This is a genomic window from Halosolutus amylolyticus, assembly GCF_023566055.1.
Taxonomy (GTDB): Archaea; Halobacteriota; Halobacteria; order Halobacteriales; family Natrialbaceae; genus Halosolutus; species Halosolutus amylolyticus.
The window spans coordinates 344,103-370,553 of the sequence record NZ_JALIQP010000003.1 but is presented as its reverse complement, the minus strand read 5'-3'; the positions used below and the strand labels follow the sequence as shown (position 1 = coordinate 370,553).

Annotated in this window: 23 protein-coding genes; 16 read left to right on the top strand and 7 right to left on the bottom strand. The window is 67.6% G+C overall.

Going from position 1 to position 26,451, the window contains the following annotated elements; translation table 11 throughout:
• Window positions 1-125: 125 nt before the first annotated feature.
• Entirely contained in the window at window positions 126-1,310 is a 1,185-nt protein-coding gene (locus tag MUN73_RS14310; protein WP_250141171.1) for a M24 family metallopeptidase, read from the top strand.
• Window positions 1,311-1,432: 122 nt separating this feature from the next.
• Here MUN73_RS14310 and MUN73_RS14305 read toward each other — a convergent pair whose 3' ends face one another.
• Window positions 1,433-2,488, bottom strand: a complete 1,056-nt coding sequence (locus MUN73_RS14305; protein ID WP_250141170.1) for an NAD(P)/FAD-dependent oxidoreductase — start codon at window positions 2,486-2,488, stop codon at window positions 1,433-1,435.
• 189 nt (window positions 2,489-2,677) lie between these two features.
• Entirely contained in the window at window positions 2,678-4,630 is a 1,953-nt protein-coding gene (locus MUN73_RS14300; protein WP_250141169.1) for a rhomboid family intramembrane serine protease, read from the bottom strand.
• 302 nt (window positions 4,631-4,932) lie between these two features.
• Here MUN73_RS14300 and MUN73_RS14295 point away from each other — a divergent pair, with 302 nt between their 5' ends.
• From MUN73_RS14295 to MUN73_RS14275, 5 genes are all read left to right on the top strand, one after another.
• Window positions 4,933-6,408 (top strand): molybdopterin-dependent oxidoreductase, encoded by a 1,476-nt coding sequence (locus tag MUN73_RS14295; protein ID WP_250141168.1) that lies wholly within the window; start codon window positions 4,933-4,935, stop codon window positions 6,406-6,408.
• A gap of 61 nt (window positions 6,409-6,469) precedes the next feature.
• A complete protein-coding gene (locus MUN73_RS14290; protein WP_250141167.1) occupies window positions 6,470-6,775 on the top strand; it encodes a winged helix-turn-helix domain-containing protein in 306 nt (101 codons plus the stop codon).
• A 60-nt stretch (window positions 6,776-6,835) separates the two neighbouring features.
• Complete coding sequence (locus tag MUN73_RS14285) at window positions 6,836-7,114, top strand: DUF8036 family membrane protein (protein ID WP_250141166.1); 279 nt, start codon at window positions 6,836-6,838, stop codon at window positions 7,112-7,114.
• Between the two features lie 154 nt (window positions 7,115-7,268).
• On the top strand, window positions 7,269-8,075 hold the full coding sequence (locus MUN73_RS14280; protein ID WP_250141165.1) for a prephenate dehydrogenase/arogenate dehydrogenase family protein: 807 nt from the start codon (window positions 7,269-7,271) through the stop codon (window positions 8,073-8,075).
• A complete protein-coding gene (locus tag MUN73_RS14275; protein ID WP_250141164.1) occupies window positions 8,072-9,556 on the top strand; it encodes a small ribosomal subunit Rsm22 family protein in 1,485 nt (494 codons plus the stop codon). Before MUN73_RS14280 ends, MUN73_RS14275 begins: the two co-directional genes overlap by 4 nt.
• Window positions 9,557-9,670: 114 nt before the next feature.
• Here MUN73_RS14275 and MUN73_RS14270 read toward each other — a convergent pair whose 3' ends face one another.
• Window positions 9,671-10,375: an SDR family oxidoreductase gene (locus MUN73_RS14270; RefSeq protein WP_250141163.1), complete on the bottom strand. Its 705-nt coding sequence runs from the start codon at window positions 10,373-10,375 to the stop codon at window positions 9,671-9,673.
• Between the two features lie 225 nt (window positions 10,376-10,600).
• Here MUN73_RS14270 and surE point away from each other — a divergent pair, with 225 nt between their 5' ends.
• The 8 genes from surE (at window position 10,601) to MUN73_RS14230 (ending at window position 19,962) form a co-directional block, all read left to right on the top strand.
• Entirely contained in the window at window positions 10,601-11,392 is a 792-nt protein-coding gene (surE, locus tag MUN73_RS14265; protein WP_250141162.1) for a 5'/3'-nucleotidase SurE, read from the top strand.
• A gap of 110 nt (window positions 11,393-11,502) precedes the next feature.
• Window positions 11,503-11,733 (top strand): Rdx family protein, encoded by a 231-nt coding sequence (locus MUN73_RS14260; RefSeq protein WP_250141161.1) that lies wholly within the window; start codon window positions 11,503-11,505, stop codon window positions 11,731-11,733.
• Window positions 11,734-11,922: 189 nt separating this feature from the next.
• On the top strand, window positions 11,923-12,321 hold the full coding sequence (locus MUN73_RS14255; RefSeq protein WP_250141160.1) for a helix-turn-helix transcriptional regulator: 399 nt from the start codon (window positions 11,923-11,925) through the stop codon (window positions 12,319-12,321).
• Window positions 12,322-12,611: 290 nt separating this feature from the next.
• Window positions 12,612-12,758 (top strand): DUF1328 family protein, encoded by a 147-nt coding sequence (locus tag MUN73_RS14250; RefSeq protein WP_250141159.1) that lies wholly within the window; start codon window positions 12,612-12,614, stop codon window positions 12,756-12,758.
• A 263-nt stretch (window positions 12,759-13,021) separates the two neighbouring features.
• Window positions 13,022-13,210: a hypothetical protein gene (locus MUN73_RS14245; protein ID WP_250141158.1), complete on the top strand. Its 189-nt coding sequence runs from the start codon at window positions 13,022-13,024 to the stop codon at window positions 13,208-13,210.
• Between the two features lie 95 nt (window positions 13,211-13,305).
• On the top strand, window positions 13,306-15,534 hold the full coding sequence (locus MUN73_RS14240) for a PD-(D/E)XK nuclease family protein (RefSeq protein WP_250141157.1): 2,229 nt from the start codon (window positions 13,306-13,308) through the stop codon (window positions 15,532-15,534).
• Window positions 15,524-16,456 carry a hypothetical protein gene (locus tag MUN73_RS14235; RefSeq protein WP_250141156.1) on the top strand — a complete coding sequence of 311 codons (933 nt, stop codon included), beginning with the start codon at window positions 15,524-15,526 and terminating at the stop codon, window positions 16,454-16,456. The genes MUN73_RS14240 and MUN73_RS14235 overlap by 11 nt, the downstream gene beginning before the upstream one ends.
• 26 nt (window positions 16,457-16,482) lie before the next feature.
• A complete protein-coding gene (locus MUN73_RS14230) occupies window positions 16,483-19,962 on the top strand; it encodes an ATP-dependent helicase (RefSeq protein WP_250141155.1) in 3,480 nt (1,159 codons plus the stop codon).
• Window positions 19,963-20,007: 45 nt separating this feature from the next.
• Here MUN73_RS14230 and MUN73_RS14225 read toward each other — a convergent pair whose 3' ends face one another.
• The 4 genes from MUN73_RS14225 to MUN73_RS14210 form a co-directional block, all read right to left on the bottom strand.
• The gene (locus tag MUN73_RS14225; protein ID WP_250141154.1) at window positions 20,008-21,102 is read right to left on the bottom strand and encodes a glycosyltransferase; all 1,095 of its coding nucleotides are present in this window, start codon (window positions 21,100-21,102) and stop codon (window positions 20,008-20,010) included.
• The gene (locus tag MUN73_RS14220; protein ID WP_250141153.1) at window positions 21,103-22,086 is read right to left on the bottom strand and encodes a glycosyltransferase family 4 protein; all 984 of its coding nucleotides are present in this window, start codon (window positions 22,084-22,086) and stop codon (window positions 21,103-21,105) included.
• Between the two features lie 79 nt (window positions 22,087-22,165).
• A complete protein-coding gene (locus MUN73_RS14215) occupies window positions 22,166-23,023 on the bottom strand; it encodes a hypothetical protein (protein WP_250141152.1) in 858 nt (285 codons plus the stop codon).
• 96 nt (window positions 23,024-23,119) lie between these two features.
• Window positions 23,120-24,694 carry a sulfatase gene (locus tag MUN73_RS14210; RefSeq protein ID WP_250141151.1) on the bottom strand — a complete coding sequence of 525 codons (1,575 nt, stop codon included), beginning with the start codon at window positions 24,692-24,694 and terminating at the stop codon, window positions 23,120-23,122.
• A 121-nt stretch (window positions 24,695-24,815) separates the two neighbouring features.
• Between MUN73_RS14210 and MUN73_RS14205 the strand changes: the two genes are divergently transcribed.
• Both MUN73_RS14205 and MUN73_RS14200 read left to right on the top strand, forming a co-directional pair.
• Window positions 24,816-25,835 carry a lysylphosphatidylglycerol synthase transmembrane domain-containing protein gene (locus MUN73_RS14205; RefSeq protein ID WP_250141150.1) on the top strand — a complete coding sequence of 340 codons (1,020 nt, stop codon included), beginning with the start codon at window positions 24,816-24,818 and terminating at the stop codon, window positions 25,833-25,835.
• A 64-nt stretch (window positions 25,836-25,899) separates the two neighbouring features.
• On the top strand, window positions 25,900-26,418 hold the full coding sequence (locus tag MUN73_RS14200) for a metal-dependent hydrolase (RefSeq protein ID WP_250141149.1): 519 nt from the start codon (window positions 25,900-25,902) through the stop codon (window positions 26,416-26,418).
• The last annotated feature ends 33 nt before the right edge of the window (window positions 26,419-26,451 follow it).

The window sequence follows — 26,451 nt, the reverse complement described above, 5'->3', positions numbered from 1 at the left end:
GTAGTATACGTCGGGGGCGGAGGCCCGACGGTCCGCGGGGTGCGCGCCGTCGGGGTCGGCCGTCGCAGTGTCCGCCCACCGCCGGAATCCGGGCAATTATGTGGGCCGATCGCACATCACCGGACATGGAGACCGATCTCTCGCCGCTTCTCTCGTACCTGGACGAGGAGGGACTGGACGGCTATCTCATCGACGACGATGCTTCGGACTCGGACCAGCGGTACGTCTCCGGCTTCGACGCGCCGGACGCTTACCAGACGCTCGTCACCGCGGACGGCGGGGTCCACCTGCTGATCTCGGGTCTCGAGTACGGCCGCGCCAGTTCGGACGCGGACGCGGACACCGTCACGCGCCGATCGGCCTACGACTACCAGGACCTGGTCGCAGAGTACGGGCAGTACGGGGGTCGAATCCGGGGCGTGGCCGCATTCCTCGCCGATCGCGACGCCGAGTCGATCGCCGTCCCGCGATCGTTCCCGACGGGAACCGCCGACGGCCTCCGCGATCGCGGCCTCGCGGTCACGGTCGAGTCAGACGGGATCGTCGAGGACGTCCGCGCGACCAAGACCGAGTGGGAGATCGAGCAGATCCGGGCGACCCAGCGGGCCAACGAGGCCGCGATGGCGGCTGCAGAGGACCTCATCGCGTCCGCGGACGTCGAGGACGGCGTCCTCGTCCACGAGGGCGACCCACTCACCAGCGAACGCGTCAAAGAGGAGATCGAGATCACGCTGATCCGTCACGGCTGTGCGCTCGACGACACGATCGTCGCCTGCGGGGCCGACGCCGCCGACCCGCACGATCGCGGGAGCGGGCCGCTCGAGGCGGACGAACTGATCGTGATCGACATCTTCCCGCGGGACAAGGAGACGAAGTACTTCGCCGACATGACCCGAACCGTCGCCGTCGGCGACCCGGACGACGAGGCCCGACGACGGTACGAGGTCACGAGGGAGGCCTACGAGGCCGCCCTCGACGCGATCGAACCCGGCGTAACCGGGGCCGACGTCCACGACGCGGCCTGTGACGTGATCGAGGACGCCGGCTACGAGACCCTGCGGAGCGATCCGGGGACGGAGACGGGCTTTATCCACAGCACCGGCCACGGCGTCGGCCTGGACATCCACGAACAGCCGAGCGTCGCCCCCGCCGGCGGCGACCTCGAACCCGGTCACGTGATCACGATCGAACCCGGGATCTACGACCCCGCAGTCGGCGGCGTCCGCATCGAGGACCTGATCGTCGTCACCGAGGACGGCTACGAGAACCTGACCGACTACCCGATCGGATCCGGGCCGACGATCGAGTGATACGGTTTACTGTAAGTCAGTTCCGGCGCAACCGCCGCCCGGATCGCGGTTGCGCCGGTACATCGGTACAGCAATCCGTATGAGGGCGCGGATATCGAACGAGCCGTCGATCGAGTATCCGCTCACCGCGAGCGCGCGATCCGCTCGGCGACGTTGAGTCCGTTTCCGACCGCGGCGTGGACCCGCGGCTCGCCGGCGACCCAGTCGCCGAGACAGTAGCAGTTCGCGTCCTCGGCCGCGCGAATCGGTTCCTCGCGCACCTGCCCCTCCGGCTGCGCGTACCGCCACCCCTGGTAGTCGGTCCAGTCGGGATTCGCGAGCCGATCGTCGTCGAGCACGTCGGCGGTCATCGCCGCGAGTTCGTCGAGGTTCGACTCGGGGTCGGCGTCGTAGTGATCGACCGACCAGTCGTGGTTCGCCTGCACGATCAGCACCGACTCGCCGACGGGGACGTGGCCGGGTTTGCACTCTTCGCGGGCGATCCACCCGATCTCGTGGGCCTTGTCCGTGTTCACCAGCGCGTAGTAGGGCGTCTCGAGTTCGAACGGGTAGTGCAGGACTCCCGTCCAGACCGTCCGGTAGGGGACGGCCTCGATCGCCTCGACGAGTCGCGGGCGCAGGTCGGCGTCCCACGCGGCCGATCGGAGCAGATCGGCCGTCTGGGGTGCCGGCGGGTTCAGACAGAGGACGTCGAAGGGGCCCCACGACTCGCCGTCGTCGTCCTCGAGTCGCCACTGCGGAGTGCTGGTGCCGTCGCCGGTTTCGCGGATCAGCCGTTCTACCCGTGTCTCCCGGTGGACGGTCGCGTCGGTCCGGGCGAACAGCCGCTTGGCGAGCTGGGTGAGGCCCCGCCGGTAGGTCCACTTGTGCTCGTCGGCGTCCCGGCCCTCCGAAACGGTTCCGTCGCGGTCGAACGTCCAGATCGGTTCTTCGATGTCGACCAGTCCATCGGTATCGAGCGTTTCGGTCAGGAGATCGACCACCCGATCGTCGTCGGACTTGATGTAGTTCGCGCCGTAGTCGTAGACGACGCCGTCGTGCCGTCGCGTCGCGGCCCGGCCGCAGACGCCCCGGGACTTCTCGAGAACCGTCACCGACGCGTCGTCAATCGTCTCCTCGAGGGCGTACGTCGCGGCCGCCGCGGCCGCGCCCGCGCCGACGATTCCGATCCGTGTCATAGTCGGTGTTCGAGGCCGGCACCTGAAGAACCCGTGTACTAACAGTGTCGGCCGGAGCGGGCGACGGGACCACGCGAGGCGATCGGACAGGTCGGTCGGACGGCGACTCGTACGGATTGCTGTAACTATTTACCGCCGATCGCCGACCCCGTCCTGGTGATCGGCGGTAATTGACTACAGCAGTCCGTATCAGTCGGCGTACGTCTCCCGCTCGGCGATCAGGACCTCGGTGTCGTCGATCGACGCGAACACGCGCACGCGCTCGTCGGCCGCGTCGCCATCGGTGTCGTTGCCCGCCGTGTCATCGCCGCCGCTCCCGTCGCCGTCGTCGGTCTCCGGGCGCTCGGTCGCGAACTGGACGTCGCCGACCGTCGCCGTCCCGTTCACCGCGGGAATCTCGGTTTCGCCGACGAGGTCCCCGTCGCTCGTGACCCGAAGCAGGAACGCGTCGTCGGTCGGGGCGACGTCGATCGCGTGCCCGTCGATCGTGGCCGCGGCCCGCACCGGATCCGACGCGAACGAGCGAGTCGTCTCGCCGTCGTGCGTGAGATCGACGACGTAGGCGCTGTCGTTGCCGACGACGTCCCAGCCGGTGCGCTCGGCGTGAACGGTCTCTCGCCAGCCGATCCCGCCGAGTTCGACCGACGCGGTGCCCTCGTGGGCGATGACGGCCGCGCGCTCCCCGACGGTCCAGATCTCGCGATTGTCGTTGACGACAAACAGCCCGCTCTGCTGGACGTCGAGGAGTTCCTCGTCATCGTCCACGTCGTCCGGGGCGACGATCGGGGTCTGGCCGGGGGTCGCGTTCTCCTCGTAGGTGACCGTGTAGCCGCCGACCGCGACGCCCCCGGAACCGGGCACGGCGTCGCTCCCGACGACCAGCAGGTTGAACGGCACGCTCGGGAGCGCGACGAGAACGGTCAGACCGACCAGGAGCGCGAACGCGGCCCCGCGACGGGTCACCGGGCCCGCGTAGATTCGATCGGGGACGATCGGCGGGAGTGCCGGTAGCGCGAGCACGACGGCGGCGACGAGCGAGGCCCCCACCGCCGGGGCGAGCGGGACGTCGTCCCGGACCACGCCCGCGACGATACCTGCGATCACCCCGATCGTGAGGACGGCGAGCCAGCCGATCGCGAGCCGGCGCCGCGTGGGGGCGCGAGGGAGGACGGAGAGGGGACGCGGCAACGGTCGGGCGCGTCCCGCGATCGCGACGGTGAGCAGAAGCGTCAGGCCGATCACGAGGACGACGCCCGCACCGCGATAGAGGGTGTAGACGTCGTCGCCGCTCGAGACGAGCAGCCAGAGCGACTGGACGAGGCCGAGCAACAGCGCCGCGAAGAACACGCGTTCGGCCGCCGGCCGCCGTCCGCGGTGGCCCAGCAGGACGGCCCCGACGACGACGCCCAGCAGGAAGCCGAGCAGGTGGGCCTGGAAGCCGATCCCGGCCCACGCCGGCGGCGCGGGCGTGCCGGGCTCGATCGTCTCCCGGACGATCGGCTGGGAAAGCGCCAGGTACAGCGTCTGGAGCGCGCTCGCCGCGACGATGGCGACGACCGTCGAGATCGGGTAGGTCACGACGGCGAAGCCGGCGATCGCGAACACCGCGCCGGAGAACCCGAGGCCCGGCCCCAGCCCGAACACCGCGGTCAGGAACGCGGCGGCGAGGAGCGCGGCCGGGAACACGACGACGGCCCGAACCCACGGGCGGGCGAGCCATCCCTCCGCGCGTGTGCCGTCCGCGCCTGTTCCGTGCACGCCCCTCGATCGGGTCGACGGCGGGTAGTGGCCCCACGCGTACTCGGCGATCGGCGCGAACGCGAGCGTCCCGGCCATGTTCGAGGCGATGTGGCCCGGCGAGCCGTGAGCGATCCCGGCCGTGAGGAGTCCGGTCGGGTAGAAGTACGACCACGTGACGAACGGGAGCGTGACCGGATCGGACACGTGGCGGACGTTGCTCTGGACCAGCACGTAGAACGCGACGACGATCGCGACGGTGACGGCGGTCCCCCACGGGACCCCGTAGACGAACCGGTCCGCGACGAGCGATCGCCAGCGCCCCCGACCCCCCGTGTACCAGACGAACCCCAGCGCGACGAGCACCGCCACCACGAGAACGACCTGCGTCGGTGTGATCGGCATCGGGTGGTCGTTGGATCGGCTATCCCACAAAGATTTGGTCGATCGACGGGAGAGTGACCGTCGGGTCCCCATCGAGGGATTGGAGCGAGGATCTACAGGCGCGGATCGACGAACGCGACGCCGAGATCACCGCCGAGCGGTGCGAAGCGCGTGCCGCCGCTGATCGACGTAGTTCGAACCTCCGTTCCGCGGACCGTTCGAAAGCCTTCGGACTGGATTTGGCGGGGATTTGAGTCGAACCTGAACGGAATTTGGTTGGACTTTGAAAAAGCCACTTGCGCACATCCTCGAATGGGGATACTATGCACACGTCCCCGTCCCGTAGCGACGTAGTATTCGCCATCCTGGCCGGAATCACCGGCGTCGCCAGCTCGTTTGCGTTCACGGGGTATACGAGACGGTTCGTCGTCGCGCCCATCGACGCGCTCGTCGTTCGCGCGACGCCGGGAGCGATCGTCGCCTGGATGATTCAGAACGTCGGCGAGGAGGCCCACCTCTTGCACGTCGCGCTTTCGTTCGCCATCGCGATCGGGTTGCTCGCCGGCGCGGCCCTGATCGGTCTCCTGACCGCACGATGGCTCGATCGACCGATCGTCGGCGTCGGATTCGCGGGCGTCCTCGCCTGGGGAACGACCGCAGCGCTCACGACGGATCCGCTGGTCGCCGTCGCGGCGGCCGTTCCAGTGGCCGCGTTCTCCGGGATCGGCATCGGTTCGCGTACAGCAGACCGATTCGATCCCTCCCGGCGGCAAGTACTCGTCTCCGGGGCAGGTGTACTCGCGTTCGTCGGCCTCTCTGCCGTCTTCGGTCGCCTGGTGTCCGAACCCGACCCCGGCTACGGTACGAACGTGGAGCGAAGCGATGCCGTGGAACAATTGCTCCGGCAGGCCGACGAGTACGCCCTCGACGTCGCCAGCGACGACCTGCCCGGACTCGTCAGTTCGATCGACGAGTTCTACAACGTCGACATCGCGGAGTTCGATCCCCGCGTGCCGGCCGACGACTGGTCGATGACGGTCACCGGAACCGTCGAGAACGACGTGACGGTCACGTTCGCGGAGTTGACCGACATGCCGATCGAACACCGATACGTGACCTTGCGGTGCGTCGGCGAGGATCTGAACGGCCGGAAGATGGACACGGCCGTCTGGACCGGGACGCCGATCGAGCCGATCCTGGACGAGGCCGATCCCGACGGAGCGTGTGGCTGTGCGATGCTCCGGGCCGAAGACGGCTACTTCGTCCAGTTCCCGATCGACGCGCTCGAGGACGCGTTCCTCGCCTGGGAGATGAACGGACAGCCGCTCCCGCGGTCCCACGGCCATCCCGTGCGCGTCCTCGTTCCCGGCCACTGGGGGGAGACGAACGTCAAGTGGCTCGACGAAATCGAGTTGCTCGACGAGGAGATGGACGGCTACTGGGAACAGCGGGGATGGCACGGGACCGGGCCCGTAAACACCGTCGCCAAACTCTGGGACCACGTGCGCCTCGATGACGGCCGTCTCGAGGTCGCCGGCCACGCATACGCCGGGACGCGCGGCATCGATCGCGTGGAAGTGTCGACCGACGGGGGCGACACGTGGGCGGATGCCGAACTCTCGCAGCCGTTACCCGGAGACGACGTCTGGCGCCAGTGGCGATACGTCTTCGAGCAGGAGGGGAAACACGAGGTCGTCGTCCGGGCGATCGACGGTACCGGGGCGCGTCAGCCCGAAGACCGATCGAAGGCGTTCCCGAGCGGGGCGACGGGGTGGGTCTCGAAAACGATCGCCCCGTGATTCTCGGCCGCGACGGCGGGAGTACTTTACCGCACATCGGTGTACGATTACCGGACTGGCGATGGAGAAGGCGCTGTGGTACTTGCTGGCGGGAACGCGCGGCGGACCGAACCGGACGCGCATCATCCGCCAGCTCGACGATCGGCCACGGAACGCCAACCAGATCGCCGAGGAACTCGAACTCGACTACAACACCGTCCGTCACCACCTCGACATGCTCGTCGATCACGACGTGGTCGAAGCGGGAAACGAAGACTACGGCGCACTGTATTTCCTCACCGACCGATTCGAACGGAACCGCGACGCGTTCGAACGAATCACCGATCGCGTCGATACCGACCGCCCGAACGACGACGGATCACCGTAGCAACACGATACACATGGACACTGACACACCGAATTGACAATGGCCGAAATGACCTCATTGATGACGGTTGCGACCGTCCTTTCCGGGCTGAATATCGTTCTCCTCCTCGTACTGGGGAGCGTCTGGGTGCGAAATTACCTGGAATTCCGAACGCCGCTCACGCTCGGACTGCTCGGGTTCGCCGCGATACTGCTCCTCGAGAACCTCGTCGCCCTCTCGTTCTTCGTTAGCATGGGAATGCTCTATTCCGGATCGCGCACGGCACAGCTGGCTGTGCTTGGCATGCGGGGCCTGCAGTTCCTCGCACTCGTGTTCCTGACAGTCGTTTCGATCCGCTGAGCCGCCCGTGGCGCGGTGACGGGTATCCGACCTGATCACACGCCTTCGTCGAAGCCGATACCACGGCAGCCCTGGACGATCGGCGTTGGGACAGCACGCACCGCCAGCCGATCGATCGAACGGCTTTTGCGACGGCGGGCGGTAGACGTGCCCGATGGAGGTACTGATCGTCGGCGCGGGGTCGATGGGGACGTGGGTCGGGGGTGCCGTCGACGCCGATGTCGCGTTCGCCGACGTCGATCCCGACGCCGCGACCGCGGCAGCCGACGCCGTCGGCGGCGACGTCGCCGATCTCGAGGGGACCGACAGCTACGACATTGTCTGCGTCGCGGTGCCGATGGCCCACGCCGCCAACGCGATCGCGAGCCACGCCGATCGGGCCGAGCGGGCAATCTTCGACGTCTCCGGCGTGATGGGGCCGCCGCTCGAGGCGATGGCGCGACACGCCCCGGCGCTCGAGCGAGCGAGTCTGCACCCGCTCTTCGCCCCCGAACGGGCCCCGGGATCGATCGCCGTTGTCCGCGACGAACCCGGCCCGACCACGGACGCCGTGCTCGAGGCGCTCGCGGCCCGGGAGAACGACCTCGTCGAAACGACGGCGGCCGAACACGACGAGGCGATGGAGTCCGTGCAGGCGGCGACCCACGCCGCCGTGCTCTCCTTCGCCCTCGCGGCGGAGTCGGTTCCGAAGGGGTTCGAGACGCCGATCTACGCGGACCTGCGGACGCTCGCCGAAACGATGACCGAGGGGACGCCGCGCGTCTACGCGGACATCCAGGAGACGTTCGACGGTGCCCAATCCGTCGCCGAGGCCGCCGCCGACGTCGCCGCCGCCGACGCCGACGAATTCGCGGCGCTGTACCGGGAGGCGGCGACCCGGTGGCACCCCGACGACGGAACGGGCACGGGGGACGACTCGTCAGCGGTCACCGGCGGATCGACCGGGGGTGACGATCGGTGAGCGACCAGCGCGATGCGATTCGATCGAACGCGAAGTACCTGCGCAACGTCCGCCCGATCGATCCGGAGGAGATCTGCGACTACGTCGAGGGGAATCCGCATCCGGCCGTCGTCCGCCAGCACCTTCGTGAGGACGCCCCCTCCCTCGGGCTGATCGAACGCGACGACGGGACGTTCGTCCCGGTCGACGAGGAACCGATCGCCCCCCATCGCGGTCCAGTCGAACGGTTCCCCGCCGATTACGAGACCCGACTCGAGGACCTGCTGGTCGATCGCTACGGCGTGAACTGGCACGAGGACGGCACGGGTGACCTGCTCCGATCGACGATCCGCCGGTTCAAGGAGCGCTACCTCGAGCGGCAGCCGGTCGAGTACGACGACGACGTCGCGGCGGGGTACGCGATCTACCACCTGCCGGCCTACTACGCGGCGGTGCAGTACGCGCTGGACGACCTGGCCGATCGGGGCCTGCTCGACCGGAACTTGCGCGTGCTCGACGTCGGGGCGGGCGTCGGCGGCCCCGCGCTCGGACTCTGTGACTACCTGCCTGACGATGCCCTGCTCGACTACCACGCGATCGAACCCAGCGCGGCAGCGGACGTCCTCGAGGAGTTGCTCGCCGAGACGGGCCGGAACGTCCACACGGCGATCCACCGGACGACCGCCGAGGCGTTCGACCCAACCGCGGTGACCGACGCGAACGCCGCCGACGGCTTCGACCCGACCGCATCCGACGACGGATTCGACCTCGTGCTGGCGTGTAACGTCCTGAGCGAACTCGACGACCCGGAGGCCGTCGCCGAGCGCTACCTCGAACTGCTCGCTCCGGACGGGACCGTCCTCGCGATGGCACCCGCGGACAGGAACACCGCGATCCAGTTGCGCGACCTCGAACGATCGCTGGAGGGGCGGCCGATCGACGACGGGACCGGTACCGTCACCGTCTACGGCCCCACGGTCCGGCTCTGGCCCGGCCACACCCCGTCCGATCGGGGCTGGTCGTTCGACGTCCGGCCGGACCTCGCCGTGCCGTCGTTCCAGCGCAAACTGGACGAGGCCGCGCCCGAGAGCGACGACGACCACGCCCCCGGCGAGTTCGTCAACGTCGACGTCCAGTTCGCCTACTCCCAGTTGCGACTGGACGGCCGACGGCGGATCGAACTCGACCTCGATCGCGAGGAGTGGGCGCGGATGTCCGAGATGGACCGCCACGTCACGAACCGGATCGATCTCGTCGCGGCGAAACTCAGTCGCTCGCTGAGCGAGGGCGACGCCAACCCCCTGTTCAAGATCAGCGACGGGAGCGAGTCGATCGACCACTACGCCGTCCTCACGAAGGAGACGTCGCTCAACCGGGCGCTGCTCGAGGCCGACTACGGCGCGATCCTGGCCTTCGAGCGGATCCTCGCCCTCTGGAACGACGACGAGGAGGCCTACAACCTCGTCGTCGACGAGGAGACGATCGTCGATCGGATCGCATAGGTTCGATCGGTGGGAAGGTATGGAGAAACTCGCCGCGACGGGGGTACTGAGAGGACGTGTCGCCGGCGGCGTCCGGGTGCGATAGAAACGAGGCGCTGGCAGAGCCTGCGGCGTCTAGACGGACGCTGTAAGTCCACCATCGACGCGGATGTTCTGACCGGTGATGTAGCTCGAAGCAGATGAAAGCAGGTAGGCGACCGCATCCGCGATCTCTGCGGTCTGTGCCGGTCGTCCCATCGGGATTCGCTCCCTCGTTTCCACGTCTACGTCGTAGCTATCGACGAACCCGGGCTGAACCGTGTTCATCCGGATTCCAGTCGCTGCGTACTGGTCGGCGTAGAGTTTGGTGAAACTCCCGAGTCCAGCCCGAAGCACCGACGACACGGGGAACTCGCTCGACGGTTCGAACGCCGAGAACGTAGAGATGTTCACGATCGCCCCCCGATCTTGCTTTTCCATGATGGGCGTGACCAGTCGGGCCATCCGGACGGCGTTCAACAGGACGAGGTCCAGCCCCTCGTGCCACTCTTCGTCGGAGATTTCGAGGAGGTCGCCGGACGGCGGGTGACCCGTGTTGTTCACCACCGCGTCGATACGTCCGTAGCGTTCGTACGTCGTCTCGACGAGGGCTGCCAGGTCGTCGGGATCGGTCACCGAGCCTTCGAACCCGTCTCCACCGAGGTCGTTCGCGACCTCGACGGCGCTTCCCGACCGCGACAACAGTACCGGCACGTATCCGTTCTCGTCCAGTCGCCGGGCACAGGCTTCTCCGATACCGCTTCCCGCCGCTGTCACTACCGCGACCTTCGTCTCGGTCATGCGACCGCTACCATGGCCACAGCCAAAAAACGCTCTCGGCGCACACCCGCCACGGATTCGTTCCCGTTCCGTTCGTTTCGATCCAGACGCGGCAACGTCGGTCCGATCGCACGACCGTCCTGCGATCGGTCGTCGTGCCGGCGATCGCAAGAACGCTCTCCTATCGGATCCGACTGGGTCTCCGGAAGCGGTGGCCTTTTCGCGTCGCCGACGAATCGAACGACCATGAGCGACGACCTCGAGATCCTGTTGACGAACGACGACGGGATCAGGAGTACTGGAATCCGGGCGCTGTACGACGCCCTGAGCGAGCACGCCAACGTGACCGTCGTCGCCCCGGCCAGCGACAGGAGCGCCTGCGGCCGATCGATCTCGCACGCGGTGGACGTCCACGAGCACGACCTGGGCTACGCGGTCGAGGGGACGCCCGCGGACTGCGTCGTCGCCGGACTGGCCGAACTCGGCCCCTTCCCCGACCTCGTCGTCGCGGGCTGTAACGAGGGGGCGAACCTGGGGGAGTACGTTCTCGGGCGATCGGGGACGATCAGCGCGGCCGTCGAGGCCGCCTTCTTCGACGTGCCCGCGATCGCGACCTCGCTGTACGTTCCCGCCGACGACGAGACGCCCTACTACGAGTTCGACGTCACGACCGACGACTTCGCCGAAGCGGCGCGCGTGACGACGTTCCTCGCCGAACACGCCCTCGACGCTGGCGTCTTCGACCACGCCGCCTATCTCAACGTCAACGTCCCGCTGCCGGACGGCGACCCGGCCCCGATCGAGATCACCCGCCCCTCGAAGCGCTACGAGATGGACGCCGAGCGAAACGGCGACGCCGTCCACCTCACGGACCGCGTCTGGGAGTCGATGGACCCCGAGTCGCTACCGGATCCCGAGGGGACCGATCGGCGGGCCGTCGTCGAGGGACGGATCAGCGTCTCCCCGCTGACGGCGCCTCACGCGACGAACCACCACGAGATCCTCGAAGAGCTCGCGGCGGCGTATCGGAGCCAGTGACCGTCGGTGGACACCCGATCGCACGCCGGGCGGTCGGACCGGTCGGTCCGACTCGCGACGCGTCTCCGTCGACCCGGAACGGTTTATACCAGGGAATCGAACCGTCGGGTATGACGACCGTCGAAATCGAGTACTGCGTCCCGTGTGGCTTCCTGAACCGGGCGGAGGAAGTCCAGCACGCCCTCCTGACGTCGTTCGGTGAGGAACTCGACGCCGTCACGCTCGAGACGGGCGATCAGGGCGTCTTCATCGTCAGGGCCGACGACGACGTCGTCTTCGACAAGCACCGAGACGAGTACGACGTCGACGAGATCGTCCGTACCGTCAGGGAACAGCTCTAGCGCCGCCCGGATGTCGGAATGATGAGACAAAACCGACTTGCGGGTCGCAAGGCCGGTGCTATTCGGTGACGCGGGCGTTACGATAGCTATCCCGAACGGTTTGGAGTGGAAATATATAAATGGAAGAACACAAGATCAAGGTAGAAGCGCGTCCAAGCAACGATAGTCTCAGTGGAGGGTGATCGACACATGGTATTCAGTGCACTTCGAACTCGACTCTCGTCCCTCTGGTCTTCGAACACCGCCGACGAGGATGAATCGACCGAATCCGCGGCGACCGCGTCCGAGGAATCGGCCGGGGAAGACGACGACGAAACGTTGAGCTACGCGGAACAGATCGAGTACGGCGTCGACGAACGCGACCTCCCCGACGAGGACAAAGTGCTCAGACTCCTCGTGAAACGCGGCGGGCGCGTCGACCAGTCGACGGTCCGGGAGGAAACCGGCTGGACGGAGGACCGACTCGAGGCAGTCATCGATCGGATGGAAGACGACGACCAGATCAGCGCGATCACCGTCGGTCGCAAGCGCGTGATCTGCCGCCGCGGGTTCGAACCCAAGGGGTATCGCGGCCACCTCAACGAGTAACGCATCGCCGAGCACCTCGAGGTCGTCCCATCGGAACGCATGCGGTCGGCGAGTCCGCGTTCGTGTCCCGTTCTTTCGGTCGTTTCCGTACGGTCCCAGTCCGCGACCCGCAGGAGCATCACCGACGAGACCCCACCGGTGTCCGCGACACGGGTTCGGTCGCGGAACCGGGTTACAGCGTCGGTCGCGCACCCGAGGGCAGAGCCCCAGGCCGGATCGGTCGGGACGGGACCGCACGGGCGGCGTGTGCATGCTCAACTCACTTCCGACACACTATCCTCTGTAAGGACATGTTAGAACTCGCACTGCTGTTCTTCGTGATCGCGATCATCGCGGGCGCACTCGGCGCGGGCGGCGTCGCCGGACTCAGCATGGCGATCGGGAAGTGGCTCGTCCTGGTGTTCCTGGTCCTCGCCGTCCTCTCCCTGCTGCTGTGAGGGGCCGTTCGATCGGCCCAGCGGTCGATCGGGGCCGCGATCGAGTCCGCACTGCAGTCGGCCGATCGATCGACTTTCGATACCGGAGCGTCGAATTGACAGGAAAGCCACACTCGTCGCGATAACGAACGCGAGGCGCGCTTTCCCGGCGGCGACGACCGATTACGCTCGCGGACGGCTCCCCCGGCAGAACGTGGCAGTACGGTCTCATCTTTGCGAGTAGAAACGTTCATTTCACTGGTATACGTAGCCGGCCGACAGCGATGGCGCACAACGACGACGTGCGACGAGTGCTCGCGGCGTGTACGGCGTGTGACTCCGTCTACGCTGCGCGACAGTGGCCGGACGGCGAAACGCGAATCATCGGACAGGACGGCTGTTCGTGTGGGTCGACCGAGTTCGACGTCGTCGACGATGCCGGTGACCCGGAATCGGATCCCCCGGCCGGGTGACGGATCGCCGACGGGCCCGATCGATCGGACTGTCACCGGTCCACAAACTATTTATCGAGACCTTCCGATTTGGCGGCATATGTACGGTCCCCGCAGTGACACGAGCCGATCGCCGCCGGAGCATGGCCGCTGAGTCGGCCCCGCTACGGGGCGACCTGCGAATCCTCCCGTTCGAAGGCGGCACGCTGGTCTCGCAGGTGGCGACGGTGTACGAGGAACTGCTCACCGATCGCGGCTACGACGTGACCGATATTCTGGTCCTGAAGCGGTTTCCAACCGGTATCGAGGACTTCGCGGCGGCTCTCGTCGAGGAACTCGACCTCCTCGGACGGCCGAACGTCAAGACCATCTCGCGACACGCGTCGCGCGTCGTGACCGAGCACGCCCCGGACGCGCGCATCCTCTCCGACGTGGAGCGGATCGAGACCCTCTCGATGGTCCTCGAGGGCCACACGTGGGAGCACGACTACTTCGCCGGCGCGGCGAGCCACGAGTCGTTCGGCCGCGACGTCGGTCGGGTGCTGCTCGCCGCGAGCTACGGCGGCGGTTTCGACCTCCCGAAGGGGCCGGACCGGGGACCGCACACGGAGTTACTCGCGGAACTGGCGGCCGTTCGCGATCGGTTCCACGACTGGCTCGCGTCGCAGGGGTGGGTCGAACGCCCCGACGTGCTCTCGCGGGCCATCACGGCGCTCGAGGACGACGCGGTCCGATCGACGATCGAGCGGGAGTTCGAGGCGATCGTCGCCGTCGGCTTCGAGGAGTTCGGCGCGGTCGAACGCGACTATCTCGCGGCGCTGGCCGAGAACGCCGAACTCGTGTGTCTCGGCGAGGCGCACGCGAGCATCGCGAGAGTCTGGAACGAACCCGGCTCGGTCGAGGATCTCGGGTCCGCGATGGCGATCGAATCCGCAGGCCGGCGTCGCGACCGCTCCAGGACGCCCGACGCGGTCGCGCGCTATCTCGCGACCGACGACGATTCCGTGCTGGACGGCCTCGAGGACCCGATCTACACGATCGCCGGGGACACCCTCTACGATCAACTCGCGACGATCGCGAACGAGATCGGCTACCTCCGGACGGAGCACGACCTGACCTACGACGACGTGGCCGTCCTCGTCAAGGACTCGACCGGGCCGATCGGGACGGCACGGCGGGTGCTCCAGCGGGCCGGGATCCCGACCGCGTCCGCGACGGTGACCGGCCTGAGTGGCGACCGGGCGGTGCGCGAACTCCACGCGCTCGCCGCGTACCACGCCGCGACCGATCGCGAGACCCGCGAGCGCGCGGGCCAGATCCTCGCCGATCGGCTGGGCGGGTGGCCCGACGACGCGCTCGCCGCCGTGGCCGACGAGTCCGGCGTTCGCGAGCAACTCGGCCGCTGGATCCTCGAGACGGATCTCAAGCACCGGATCGCGGAGAGCGAACCGATCGAGGCGCGTGCCCAGTTTCACCACGTCGAGCGGGTACTCGGCATCGCGGCGTTCGTCGAGACGGCCGACTCCCTGCCCGACACCTGGGACGGGTTCCTGCGGATGCTCGAACGGGCGATCACCTACGTCGCCTCGGACACGTACTCGACGGCCGTCGACGTCGAGGAGAACGGCGTGCTCGTCGACGCCGTCCGGATCTGCAAACACGATCGGCGGAAAGCCGTGTTCCTGGTCAACGTCCACGAGGGTCAGTATCCCGAATCGAGACAGCTGACCCAGCTGTTTCCCCGCCAGTGGGTCCGTGAGATGCCGGGCTACCCCGGCGTGACGACGCCCACCGCCGCGGACGTGCGGGCCACGTTCGAGACCGCACCCGCGACGATCGACGAACCCTACGACGCCTACTACGCCGAACTCGCCAGACGGCAGCTGGCGATCGGGGCGCGAGCCGCGAGCGAGCGCCTCTATTGCTGTACGTCCCGGACGAACGAGTCGGCACTCGGGAAACGTCAGCACCGCTCGCGCTACCTCACGGACCTGGAAGCGCGAGAGGAGGTCCCGATCGTCGAGGTCGGCTCGGAGGCGGCCGAACGGGGGATCTACACGCACGGCGAGGCGAGCACGGCGGTGCTGTCGGAACCGTGGGACCAGCTCGAACGGATCCAGGGTGCGGCCAGCACCGGCTCCGAGTACGACCTCCGCCGGGCCGAGCGATCGTTTGGGGCGATCGGCGCGTTACTGGAGTCCGACGACCTCGATCCGCGGTTCGAACAGGCGGTGTACGCACAGATCGACCGAGCGCTCGGTGACGTGGGACGCGACGGCGATGAGGACGCGGTGAGACGCGGCGACGGCGAGGACGAAACCGGGGTGGGTCGCGATGGCGAGTGAGCGAGATGTTGCGGCGGCTCCGGACGCGACCGCGGACGCCCCGATCGGGCTCGACGAGGTCGAGACGTACCTCCGCTGTCCCCGCCAGTACCAGTACGAACACCGCCAGACGATTCGAACGCGGACGGCCCGTGACGCGATCGATCGGCGGACCGAACTCTACAGGACCGTCCTCACGTCGACGCTCGATCGGTGTGACCCGGACGAGGCGACGCTTCGCGAGACGGCCATGGCGTGCCTGCAGGACCGGCTGGAGGCGACGACGGCCGAGGCCGGAGGCGCGACCGGCCACCACCGGCGGTACGACGAGGCCAGCATCCGGAACGCGGTCGCGAACTACGTCGCCGAGTACGGCCAGGCCCACGCCGAGGGCGCGATCGCGATCGACGAGACCTACACGTACGCGGCGGACGGGCACGCGTTCGCCTGTCCGGTCGACTGTTTCCGGACCGACGGCGAGCGGTACGAGATCGCCCGGTTCGTCACGACGTTGGACGGGGTCGTCTGGGAGAACCCTTACAGCGATCCGGTCGCCCAGTACCGGGATTGCGAGGCGTTTTACCCCCGACAGGTCGGGAGCGTCCTCCGGGCGTACGCGACGATCCACGCCGTCGCGGCGGCCCACGGGATCGACGCTCACAACGTCGTCTACCGCTACTACGCGATCGCGCAGGAAACCTACCCGGACTACGGGAACGACGGATCGGGACCGGAGGTAGTCTCGGACCGACGGGACGCGACGGACGCCTGCTGGGAGGCCGACGACGCGTGTGACGACGTCCTCGCCGAGGCGGCCCGACGGATCGTCGACGGGGACTGGAATCCGGGCGATCGGTGGGACGAGGTCGTCGCCCGGTCCTGTCGCAACTGCAAGTACCAGTCGATGTGCCTGGACCACCTCAATCGGGAGGTACAGTTCTGAGCGATGATCGATCGAGAGGACACACCATGACCGACGGAGACTGGACGGACGAACCCGAGACGGACGACGGCGCGGCGACAGCAGACGAACCGGCGACGCTCCGCCCGCGAGGCACCCAGCGCGACGTCGTCGCCGCGACCGACGATCGGCTCATCGTCAGCGCCGGCGCGGGTACCGGCAAGACCCAGACGATGGCCTGGCGGATCGAGGACGCGATCGAGAACCGCGGCGTCGCCCCCGAGCGCGTCCTCGTGTTGACGTTCGCGAACGAGGCCGCCCACGCCATCAAGGACGACCTCGGCGACCTGCTCGCGGACGGGCGGGGGTACGACGTCGACGCGTACACCTACCACGCGTTCTGCCAGCAGTTGCTCGGCGAGTACGCCTACTACTTCGACCTCGCGCCGGAGTTCGACCTCGTCACGGACGACGATCGGCGGGCGATCGTCCAGTCGCTCGTCGACGACCTCGAGTACCGGTTCGTCGAACCGATCGACGCCCGGACCGGGGCCGACCGGGTCGAGCGCGACCTCATCGAGTTCATCGAGGACCTCAAACGGGCGGGCGTCACCCCCGACGAGGTCGCCTCGTCGCTCCCCGAAACCGGGACGATCGCCAGGCTGTCGACGCTGGCCCGGGAACTGCACGCGCTCGGCCGGCGGCTGTTCGACACCGATCGGAACCCGACCCTCACGGACGACCCGCTCGCGTTCCAGGATCGCTTCCAGAAGTACCGGACGGTCCTCCGGCACAAGCGAGGACAACTCGAATCCGGCACGCCCGTCGAGGCGGAGGTAGCCGACTACCTCGGGACGATGCTCGACCTCGTCGACGAACTCGAGGCGTTACTCCTGAACGGGGCCTCGAGCTGGTACGAACGGTTCGTCCCGCAGGCCCTCCTCGCCGGGAACGTGCCCACCTTCTTCTCCGATACCTACCAGACGCCGATCGGGCGACTCGTCGCGTTCGTCGAGATGCTCCAGCAGACCCACGACTTCCTGCCCGGCTACCGGGCCTACGAGCGGGAACTCGCCGGCGAGGGCGCGTTCCAGCAGGCGCTCGATTACGACGACCTCATCCGGTGGGCCACGACGTTGCTTTCGGACGAAACCGTCCGATCGGGGATCGTCGACCAGTGGGACCTGATCCTCTGTGACGAGTTCCAGGACACCGACGACGCGCAACTGGAGCTGATCGCCGCGCTGGGCGCCGAGACGGAGCTGTTCGTCATCGGCGACCAGGACCAGGCGATCTACGAGTGGCGGGGTGCCCACCCCGAGAACATGGACCGGATCAGCGACGAACTCGAGGGGTTCGAACGCTACTCCCTGGACCTGAACTTCCGGTCGCCGGACGCGATCCTCGACCTCGTCGCCGACCTGCCGGCCGACAGCCAGGGGCTGTCGGCGTTCAAGGACGACGTCGAGAACGCCGTCGTCACGGTCGACGCGGCCGACGAGGAAGAAGAGCAGGCGGCCCAGGTCAGCACGGCCATCTCGAAGCTCGTCAAGGGAACCCTCCCCGCGATCGAGGCGGCCGACCTGGGGGACGTCGCGGTGCTCGTCCGGACCAAACGGCAGGCCGACCTGGTCGCCGCCCAGCTCGACGAGGCTTGCCTCCCCTACGAACTGGCCCACGACATGGGCGGCGAGACGTCCCCGGGGATCGAGACCGTCCTCGCGTACCTCCGGGTGCTCGTCGATCCACACGACGACGTCAGCCTGAACCGGGTCCTGACGATGTTCTACCGCGTTCCCGCGGCCGACCTGGACCGGCTCAACCGCGCGGAGACGAGCACCTATCGCGCGCTTTCCGATCGGCCGGCGAATGAGTTCGACGCACCCGAGCGCCTCGAGCGGGCCCGTTCGGACGTCGAGACGCTGCGATCGAAGCGCCACCGGCTGTCGATCTCGGAGCTCTACGCCGAACTCAAGCGGGAGACGCGGTTCGAGTGGTTCCTGACGGCCGGCGAGCGGCGGGAACTCGCGGCGATCGAACGGCTGATGGAGTCGTTCGACGAGGGTCGTGTCACGCAGTCGCGACTCACCGAGGAGTTCGTCTCGTATCTCGAACTGCAGGGCGAGATCAGCGGCCGGGAATCGGGCGGCGACCTGGAGACGGCGGCGGGATCGGACGACAAGATCGACGTCATGACGATCTTCCAGGCCAAGGGCCTGGAGTTCGACGTCGTGATGCTCCCGTTCCTGAGCGCCGACCACTGGCCGCCGCTCCCGCCCGGGACGTTCCCCAATCCCTACCCCCGGTCGACCCACTCGTTTTCGGCGCTCGCGGACCTCGTCGACGCCGATCGGGCCACCTCGCTGTGGACCGACCACTCGGTGGGCGAGGTGCCCGAGGAATGGCGGGTGCTCCACGTGGGCCTGACGCGAGCGAAGGAGCGGCTGTTCCTCTTCGGCACCGACCCGGACGAGCCCGACGTGCCGGCGAGCCAGCTCGACGAGTACCTCGCCGGCGTCGAGTGGAGCGTCGGCGGCCCGCACATGGACGTCTGGGATCGGATCACCGACAGCTACGAGCAACTCGACGATCGGTTCCGGACGGATCTGACCGACGAGATCGACGCCGGGCTGGACCGCGAATCGGTCTCGCTCCAGTACTTCGAGACGCCCATCGCGCTCGAGGACGCGATCGACGAGACGCTGGAGTTGGCCCGGCAACTCCGCGCCGGGACACTCTCGACGATCGATCCCGAGACGGTCGGCTACCGGACCGACCTCACGGGCGGGGTCGGCCGGGAACTGGAGCGCCGTCACAGTCACAGTTCCGTCGAGACGGTCGGCCAGTGCGAGCGTCGCCACGTGCTCGACCACGTCGTCGATGCGTTCGCGGACCCGCTCGCGTACGGCCTCCCGGATTCGTCCGACGCGACCGGCGCCTCACCCATCGCGATCGGGACCCTGTTCCACTTCGTCGCCGAAGAGGCGTTCTGGCGGGACTACACCGGGCCCGACGAGTGGCGGGCCGCCTGCGATCGACTCGGGCGGCTCCACGGCCTCGAGGACGCCGTTCCGGCGGCCAGAGCCTGCGTCGATCGCTACTTCGCAACCCCGGCGTCCGACTGGGAGACCCTCGGCGCGGAGGTCCCGTTCGAACTCGCCGACTACGACGCGAGCGTCGGCGGCCCGATCGTCGGCTCGATCGACGCGATTGCGCGGACCGACGACGGCGAGGTCGTGATCCTCGACTACAAGACGGGGAGCCAGCGCAAGGAACTCGGTGAGAGCTACCAGTTGCTGCTGTACCTCCTCGCCGCCAGGGACGTGTTCTCGACCCCGATCCGAACGGCCGGCTACGTCTACGTCGGGCCGAACGGCCCCGACGTCCAGCTGTTTTCTGCCGCGCAGTTGCTGGACATGCGCCCGCAGTTGACGGCGGATCTCCGCGCTGCGGACGAGAGCGAGTTCGGGACCGCCCAGTGTGGGCTCCACTGCCGGGACTGTACGCACACGTCGCTCGGCTGTGCCGACGACGGGATCGTCGAGTGAAACGCGGTCGTACACTCGTCTCCCGGTCGCGTGCCCCCAGGACGGCTAATCGTCCGTGGGTTGCCAGCGGCTCCCGGTTTCGACCGGCGCTTCGTCCGTCGAGAGCGAGGTTTCGTGGTACAGCTGCTCGAGATCGGCGACGGTTCGGTGCACGGCGTACTGTTCGACGGCCGCCCGGGTGTCCCACTCGGCGTCCAGACAGCCCTCGATTTCGGCGGCCATCGCCTCGAGATCCCCGTACGGGAATCGGGCACCGTTTTCGGACCCGATCGTTCGATCGAACGGCGCGACGTCGGCGGCGACGACGGGGGTGGCACAGGCGTTGGCCTCGAGTGTCGAGAGACCCAGGGTGTCCGCGGTCGAGGCGGTCACGAAGACGTCGATCGAGGAGTAGAAGATCGGCAACGCTTCCCTGGGGAGGAAGTCCCGGATCGTCACGTTGTCCGGGGCGTCGCGCTCGAGCTGGTCGCGGAACGGCCCCTCGCCGACGATGACGAACTCGTAGTCGGGCATCTCGTCGGCGACGCGGAGGATCTCGTCGACGTTTTTCTCCATGCTGAGCCGGCCGCTGTAGCCGATCACCGGCCGATCGGGGTCGGGATACCAGTCCGTCTCGGTCGGCTGGAAGAACTCCATGTCGATGCCGACCGGCAACTGGACGTGCTCGACGTCGCGGTTGATCCGGGTCGTCGAGGCGGTCACGACGTCGAAGCTCCGGAGCAACGAGTTCTCCCAGGGGACGTACCCCTTCCTGAGGAGCGCCGCGATCGACTCCGATCTGACGCTCTGGTGGAAGTACTCCTCGATGGGCGTGTGGTGGGTGTAGATCGCCGGCAAGTCGTGTTTCCACGCGTAGTATCGCCCGAGGAGACCGACCGGTGCCGGCCCGTGACAGTGGACGACGTCGAGGTCGGGAAGCGACGCGGTCCGTTTGACCAGCGGGATCCGGTAGCCGGCGTAGAACGGGTTCGGAAGCGACCTGACGGGGATCTCCCGGTCGTCGGGGTCGTAGTCGCCGTCGGGATAGACGACGTACACCTCGTGTCCGTCGCGTTCTAGCTTCTCGCGCCAGAGGTCGATCGTGTACGTTACGCCGTCGATCTCGGGGAAGTAACTGTCCGTGAAGAATCCGATCTTCATTCAGGCCACCTCCGCGTACAGCGTTTCGTAGCGATCGGCGACCGCCGAGAGCGAGAACGCGTCGCTCCGGTCCGCCGCCGCCGCGCCGAGTTCCCGGCGCCGATCGGGATCTTCGAGTCGGTCGATCGCGTCCGCGAACGCGTCGACGCCCGATCCCGACACCTTCAGGCAGTCTTCGCCGTCCTCGAGCCACGAGAAGGTCTCGATGTCCCGGACGAGGATCGGTTTGCCGGCCGTCATCGCCTCCAGGAGCGCGATCCCCTCGTTCTCCTCGTGGGTCGGGAAACAGAAGATGTCGCCCGCCGCGTACGCACCGCGGACGTCGTCGACGTAGCCGGTGAACGTGCAGTTGTCCGGGGCGTTGTCGATCAGCGAGAGCGTTTCCCGCCCCTTCAGCGATCGGTCGAGCGGGCCGAACCACGCGAAGTCCAGGTCCGGTCGCCGCCGGGCCAGTTCGACGAACGTCGCCAGCCCCTTGCGTTTGATGACGTGGCCGACGAGGAAGACGACCGGCGGACGCAGATCGTACCGCTCGCGGTACTCGTCCGCGAGCGACTCGAACCCCTCGAGTTTCTCGCGATCGACGCCGTTCGAGATGACGGTCGTCGGCACGTCGGTGTACGTTTCGAGCAGCCGACGATTGTACTCGGAGGGACAGACCAGAGCGTCGGCCAGTCCGTACGCGCGCTCGAGGTACGGTTTCAGCGGCTTCGCGAGCGCGTTCGTGAACCGGAAACTGTCGCCGAAGTCCTCCGCGGTCACGTGGGTGTGTGCGACGACGGGGATCCCTCGCGATCGAGCGCGTTTCGCGTACCAGACGGAACGCGGGCCCATGAGGTTACAGTGGAAGACGTCGGCGTCGAGAGTCGGTTCGGTCGTGTACTGCAGGTCCAGCCGATCCAGCATCTTCCGCTGGTTCTTGACCGATTCGCGGATGCCGCCGGTGACGTGGGCCTCGAGTTCGAAGTAGTGGCTGATTTTCATACCTGGGGACACCGGAACTGGTTCCGTCGGCCGATCGGGTCCGCGGGACGGGGCCGGCGAGCGCTCGAATTCGTGGGCGCTACTCGACTTCGAGCCACGGCACCTCCATGAGCGGCGGGATGTGCGTCTCGATGTGGTGCTCCCAGACGCCCTCCTCGCCGAAGGCCTCGCCGTGGTCGGCGGTCACGACGACCCGACCGTCCAGTCGCTCGACCAGGTCCGCGACGGACTCGAGTGCGATCCGCAGGTTCTCCTCGTACAGTGCGAGCGCGGCCTCCCTGGTCCCGTTCTTGACGAGTTCGGCCGGGTCGAGTTCGAGCCAGAGCCCCGCTTTCTGGGCGAGTTCGCTGTCCTCGAGTCGGCTCTCGACCTTGGGCCGGAGCGAATCGCCGAGCGACGAGAGCGCGCCGCCGTCGTCGCCCCCGTTCTCGGCTTCCTCCTGCTCGCGGATCCCCTTCTGTATCTGCTCGAGTTTCCCGCCTTTCCCCCGGGAGAGGTAGGGAGCGTGTGGCTGCATGTAGTGGAGGACCGTCCGATCGGCCCCTGCGATAGCCGCCTGATTCTCCCGGAACGCCTCCGCGAGGCTCTCCGGCGGGACCGTGCCGAGGTCGTCGTCCCAGCCGGTCTTCCAGACGTCGTAGACGTCGCTGATGTGGTTCGACGCCGTCCACTCGTAGTCGCAACTGGCCCCCCACTTCAGTTCGTTCAGCGGAATTCCGAGATCGTTGATGAAGGGGTTCCCCGAGAAGTAGGCGATGTCGTGGTCGCCGGTAAACGTCCGGTAGGCCCACTCCGGCGTCGACGACCCGGTACTCCAGCGTTTTTCCAGCGTACCGTCGAGATAGTCGTCGTAGACCTCGCTGAACACGTCGTACCGGCACGCGTCCAGCACGAGACAGTAGTCCCACTCCGACTCGAGGAAGTGCTGGTCTTTCATCAGTTGGCCTGTCTTTCGAGTGAACCTACGTATTCTTATTGGTTCAGCAACCGTGATACGTGCCGCACTCTCCCACGAGGGGCGTGAGAAGCGCCCTCACTCCAGATAGCCGAGTTCGCGCAACCGATCGCGCGTTTCCTCGTCGGCCTCGGCCAGGGCGTCGGCCCCGTCGGCGTCGGTTTCGGCCGGGGTCTCCCACGCACCGCCGACGCCGTCCTCGAAGCGGGCGAGCGCCCGTTCCGCGGCGGCGACGCGATCGTCCTCGGCCGGGCCGATCGGTGTCCCCTCGTCCGGGTCGTCGTCGAGTCGGTACCCCTCGTCGGGAATCCGATCGGCGCGGACGTACTTCGCGTCGGTGCTCCGGGCGGCGCGCAGCCGCGAGTAGGCACGGTGATCGTCGGGCAGGTCGATACCGGCCTCGCTCGCCTTCTCCTCTAGGTGGTGGAGTTCGATGACCGGCTGGGCGTACTCGACGAACGCGTAGTCGGTATCGTCGTCCGCCTCGAGGACGGCACGCTGGCCGGGGCCCGGTTGCGCCACTCCGTCGAACGCCCGGTACTCGCTCGAGAGCAGCGATCGCGTCGGATCGAACGCGACGGCGTCCCCGTCACCCGTCTCTGCCACGGCGTCGGGATCGACGTCCAGCACGTCGAGCAGCGTGTGATAGCAGTCGAGCAACTCGACGAGATCCTCGCGGCGATCGGCCTCGAGGGCCGGGTGTTTCACCATGAGGGGGACGTTGATCAGTTCGTCGTAGAGGGCGAACTCGTGGCCGTAGAGGTCGTGTTCGCCGTGGAGTTCGCCGTGGTCGGCACACACGACGACGGTCGTCTCCTCCCACTGGCCGGTCTCGCGGAGCCAGTCGAACAGGCGGCCGAGTTCGGCGTCCATGTGGGCGATCTCGGCGTCGTAGAGGTCGCGGATGGCCGCCCACTCCTCGTCGTCGACGTCGCGTGCGCCCGAATTGAACTCCTTGGAGTTCTGGCACACCTCGTCGGGGTCGACGCCGGGGGCGAACTCCTCGCGGTACTCCTCGGGCGGGTAGTAGGGAAGGTGGGCGTCCATCAGGTTGACGAACGCGAACCAGCCCTGTTCGCTCTCGCTGTCCTCGACGAACGATTTCGTTCGATCGATGACTGACGGCGTCTTCGAGTCCGCCCCGTCGCCGCTGGCGAGTTTGGCGTGGGCCTTGGCCCCGATGTGGACGATCGACGACGCCAGGTCGCGGAGGTATGCGTTGTCGTTGACGGCCTGCCATGCGCCCGCGAGCGGCCCCGAGAGGACGTCGCCGGGGAGCACCTCGAAGAACGAGTCCTGTGCGTCGAAGCCGTCGGTGAGTCCCGTGTAGGGCGTGATCCAGGCGTTCGAGGAGTAACACGCCGTGTCGTAGCCGCCCGCCGAGAGGATCGACGCGAGCGTCGTCGCGTCTTCGAGGTACGGACTCCCCTGGTCGGCCCCGTGCTGGCTCGGGTAGCGGCCGGTAAACAGCGACGCGTGGACCGGCAGGGTCCACGGTGCGGGTGCAACCGCCGACTCGAAGACGGTCGCTTCCGACGCGAACGCCGAGAGCGCGGGCGTCGTCTCCCGCTCGTACCCGTACGGTCCGAGACGATCCTTCCGGACCGTGTCCAGCACGACGAAGAGCACGTTCGACTGACGAGTCCTGTCCATTACTGTCGACAATCCGTCCCATGGCAATAAAACGATTGAAGAGACGGGTGGCGGCAGGACCCGTCGGTCTCCCGCCGCCGTCGATCAGACGTTTCAAGTTCGCTGATGATTCATACGAGCCATGAACGAGCGAAACCGGCGCGCGTTTTTTATCGGCGTCTTCGGGGCGATCGCGGTGTTCGCCGTCCTGCTTTTCGCCGTCGGCGCGCGGAGCGTCGTCGACACGCTGTTGACGGCGGATCTCTCCCTGGTCGCCGCGACGTTCGCGCTCGCGCTCTGCTGGCTGGCCGCCTGGAGTCTCATGCTCCGGACCGTCCTGGCAACCCTCGGGGTCGACATCCCGCTCGCCAAGTCCTTCTTCGTCTACGCCGGGGCCGTCTTCGCCAACAACGTCACCCCGTTCGGCCAGGCCGGCGGTGAACCGATCGCGGCGCTTCTCATCTCGAAGGTCTCCGACGCACGGTACGAGACCGGCCTCGTCGGGATCGCGAGCGTCGACGTCATCAACGTCGTCCCCTCGATCTCGCTCGTCCTCGTCGGCGTCAGCTACTACGCGACCACCGCCGCTCTGGGCGATCGCCTCGAGACGGCGGTCGGATCGGCGGTCGCGCTGATCGGCGGCATCGTCCTCGTTATGGTGGTCGTGTGGCGATACCGATACGCGATCGTCGATCGCCTCCCCGCCGTCGTCGCTCCCCGGATCGGCCGCCTCGGTCTCGATCGATTCGACTCCGAGACGCTCGAGGGAGACATCCGGGATCGGCTGGGTCGGTTCTTCGAGAACATCGAGCGCGTCGGGACGGATCGGTGGCGACTTTCGGCGGTGATCGGGCTGTCGCTGTGTGGCTGGCTCTTCCAGACGGCCGCGCTCATGCTCGCGTTCGCCGCCCTCGGCTACAGCGTCCCGCCGTACGTCCTGCTGTTCGTGATCCCGCTCGCGAACCTCGCGGGCGCCGCCCCGCTCCCGGGCGGTCTCGGCGGGATCGAGGCCGCATTCGTCACGCTGCTCGTGCCGACGACCGGGATCCCGGCATCGGCGGTCACCGCCGCCGTCCTCATCTTCCGCGGAGCGATCTACTGGATGCCGATCCTGATCGGCGGCGTCTCGGTGTCGGCGTTCGGCGTCCGATCGCTGGAGTGAGCCGAGACGACTCGCATCCGAGCGGTTAAGCCGTCCGAGGCCCGAGGGACGGTAACCGTCCGCGATGTACCGGGGAGGCCACGCCGGATTCAATGCCCTGCTCTACGCACCCGTCGTACCGATCGTGACCGACAGGTGGTCGCTCGCACTCGCCGTCTGGGGAGCGCTCCTCGCGGTTAGCACGGCCACCGTCCCCGACATCGACGAAGTCATCGATCGGATCGACCACCGGGGTCCGACCCACACCGTCTGGTTCGCCATCGTGACCGGGCTGGTCGTCGGCGGCGCGACGGCCCTTCTCGTCGGCGCGAGTCCCCGCTTCGGCGTCAGTTCCGGCCTGGGCTTCACGTTCGGGTTCGTCGTTGGCACCTGCGGAATCGTCGCTCACCTGGCGGGCGACATCGTGACCCCGATGGGGATCAGCCCCCTCGAACCCCTCTCGCGAGCGCACGTCACGTTCGACCTGTTCAAATCGAAGAACGGTCGAATCAACCGCGCCGTCTTTCTCGTCGGCACCGGCGCGTTGCTCGCGTCACTGGGGCTGACGATCGTGTCGCTTCTCTGGGTCGCCCCGTCGGGATGACGACCGGACCGACCCGATCCCGTCTCGCGGGGA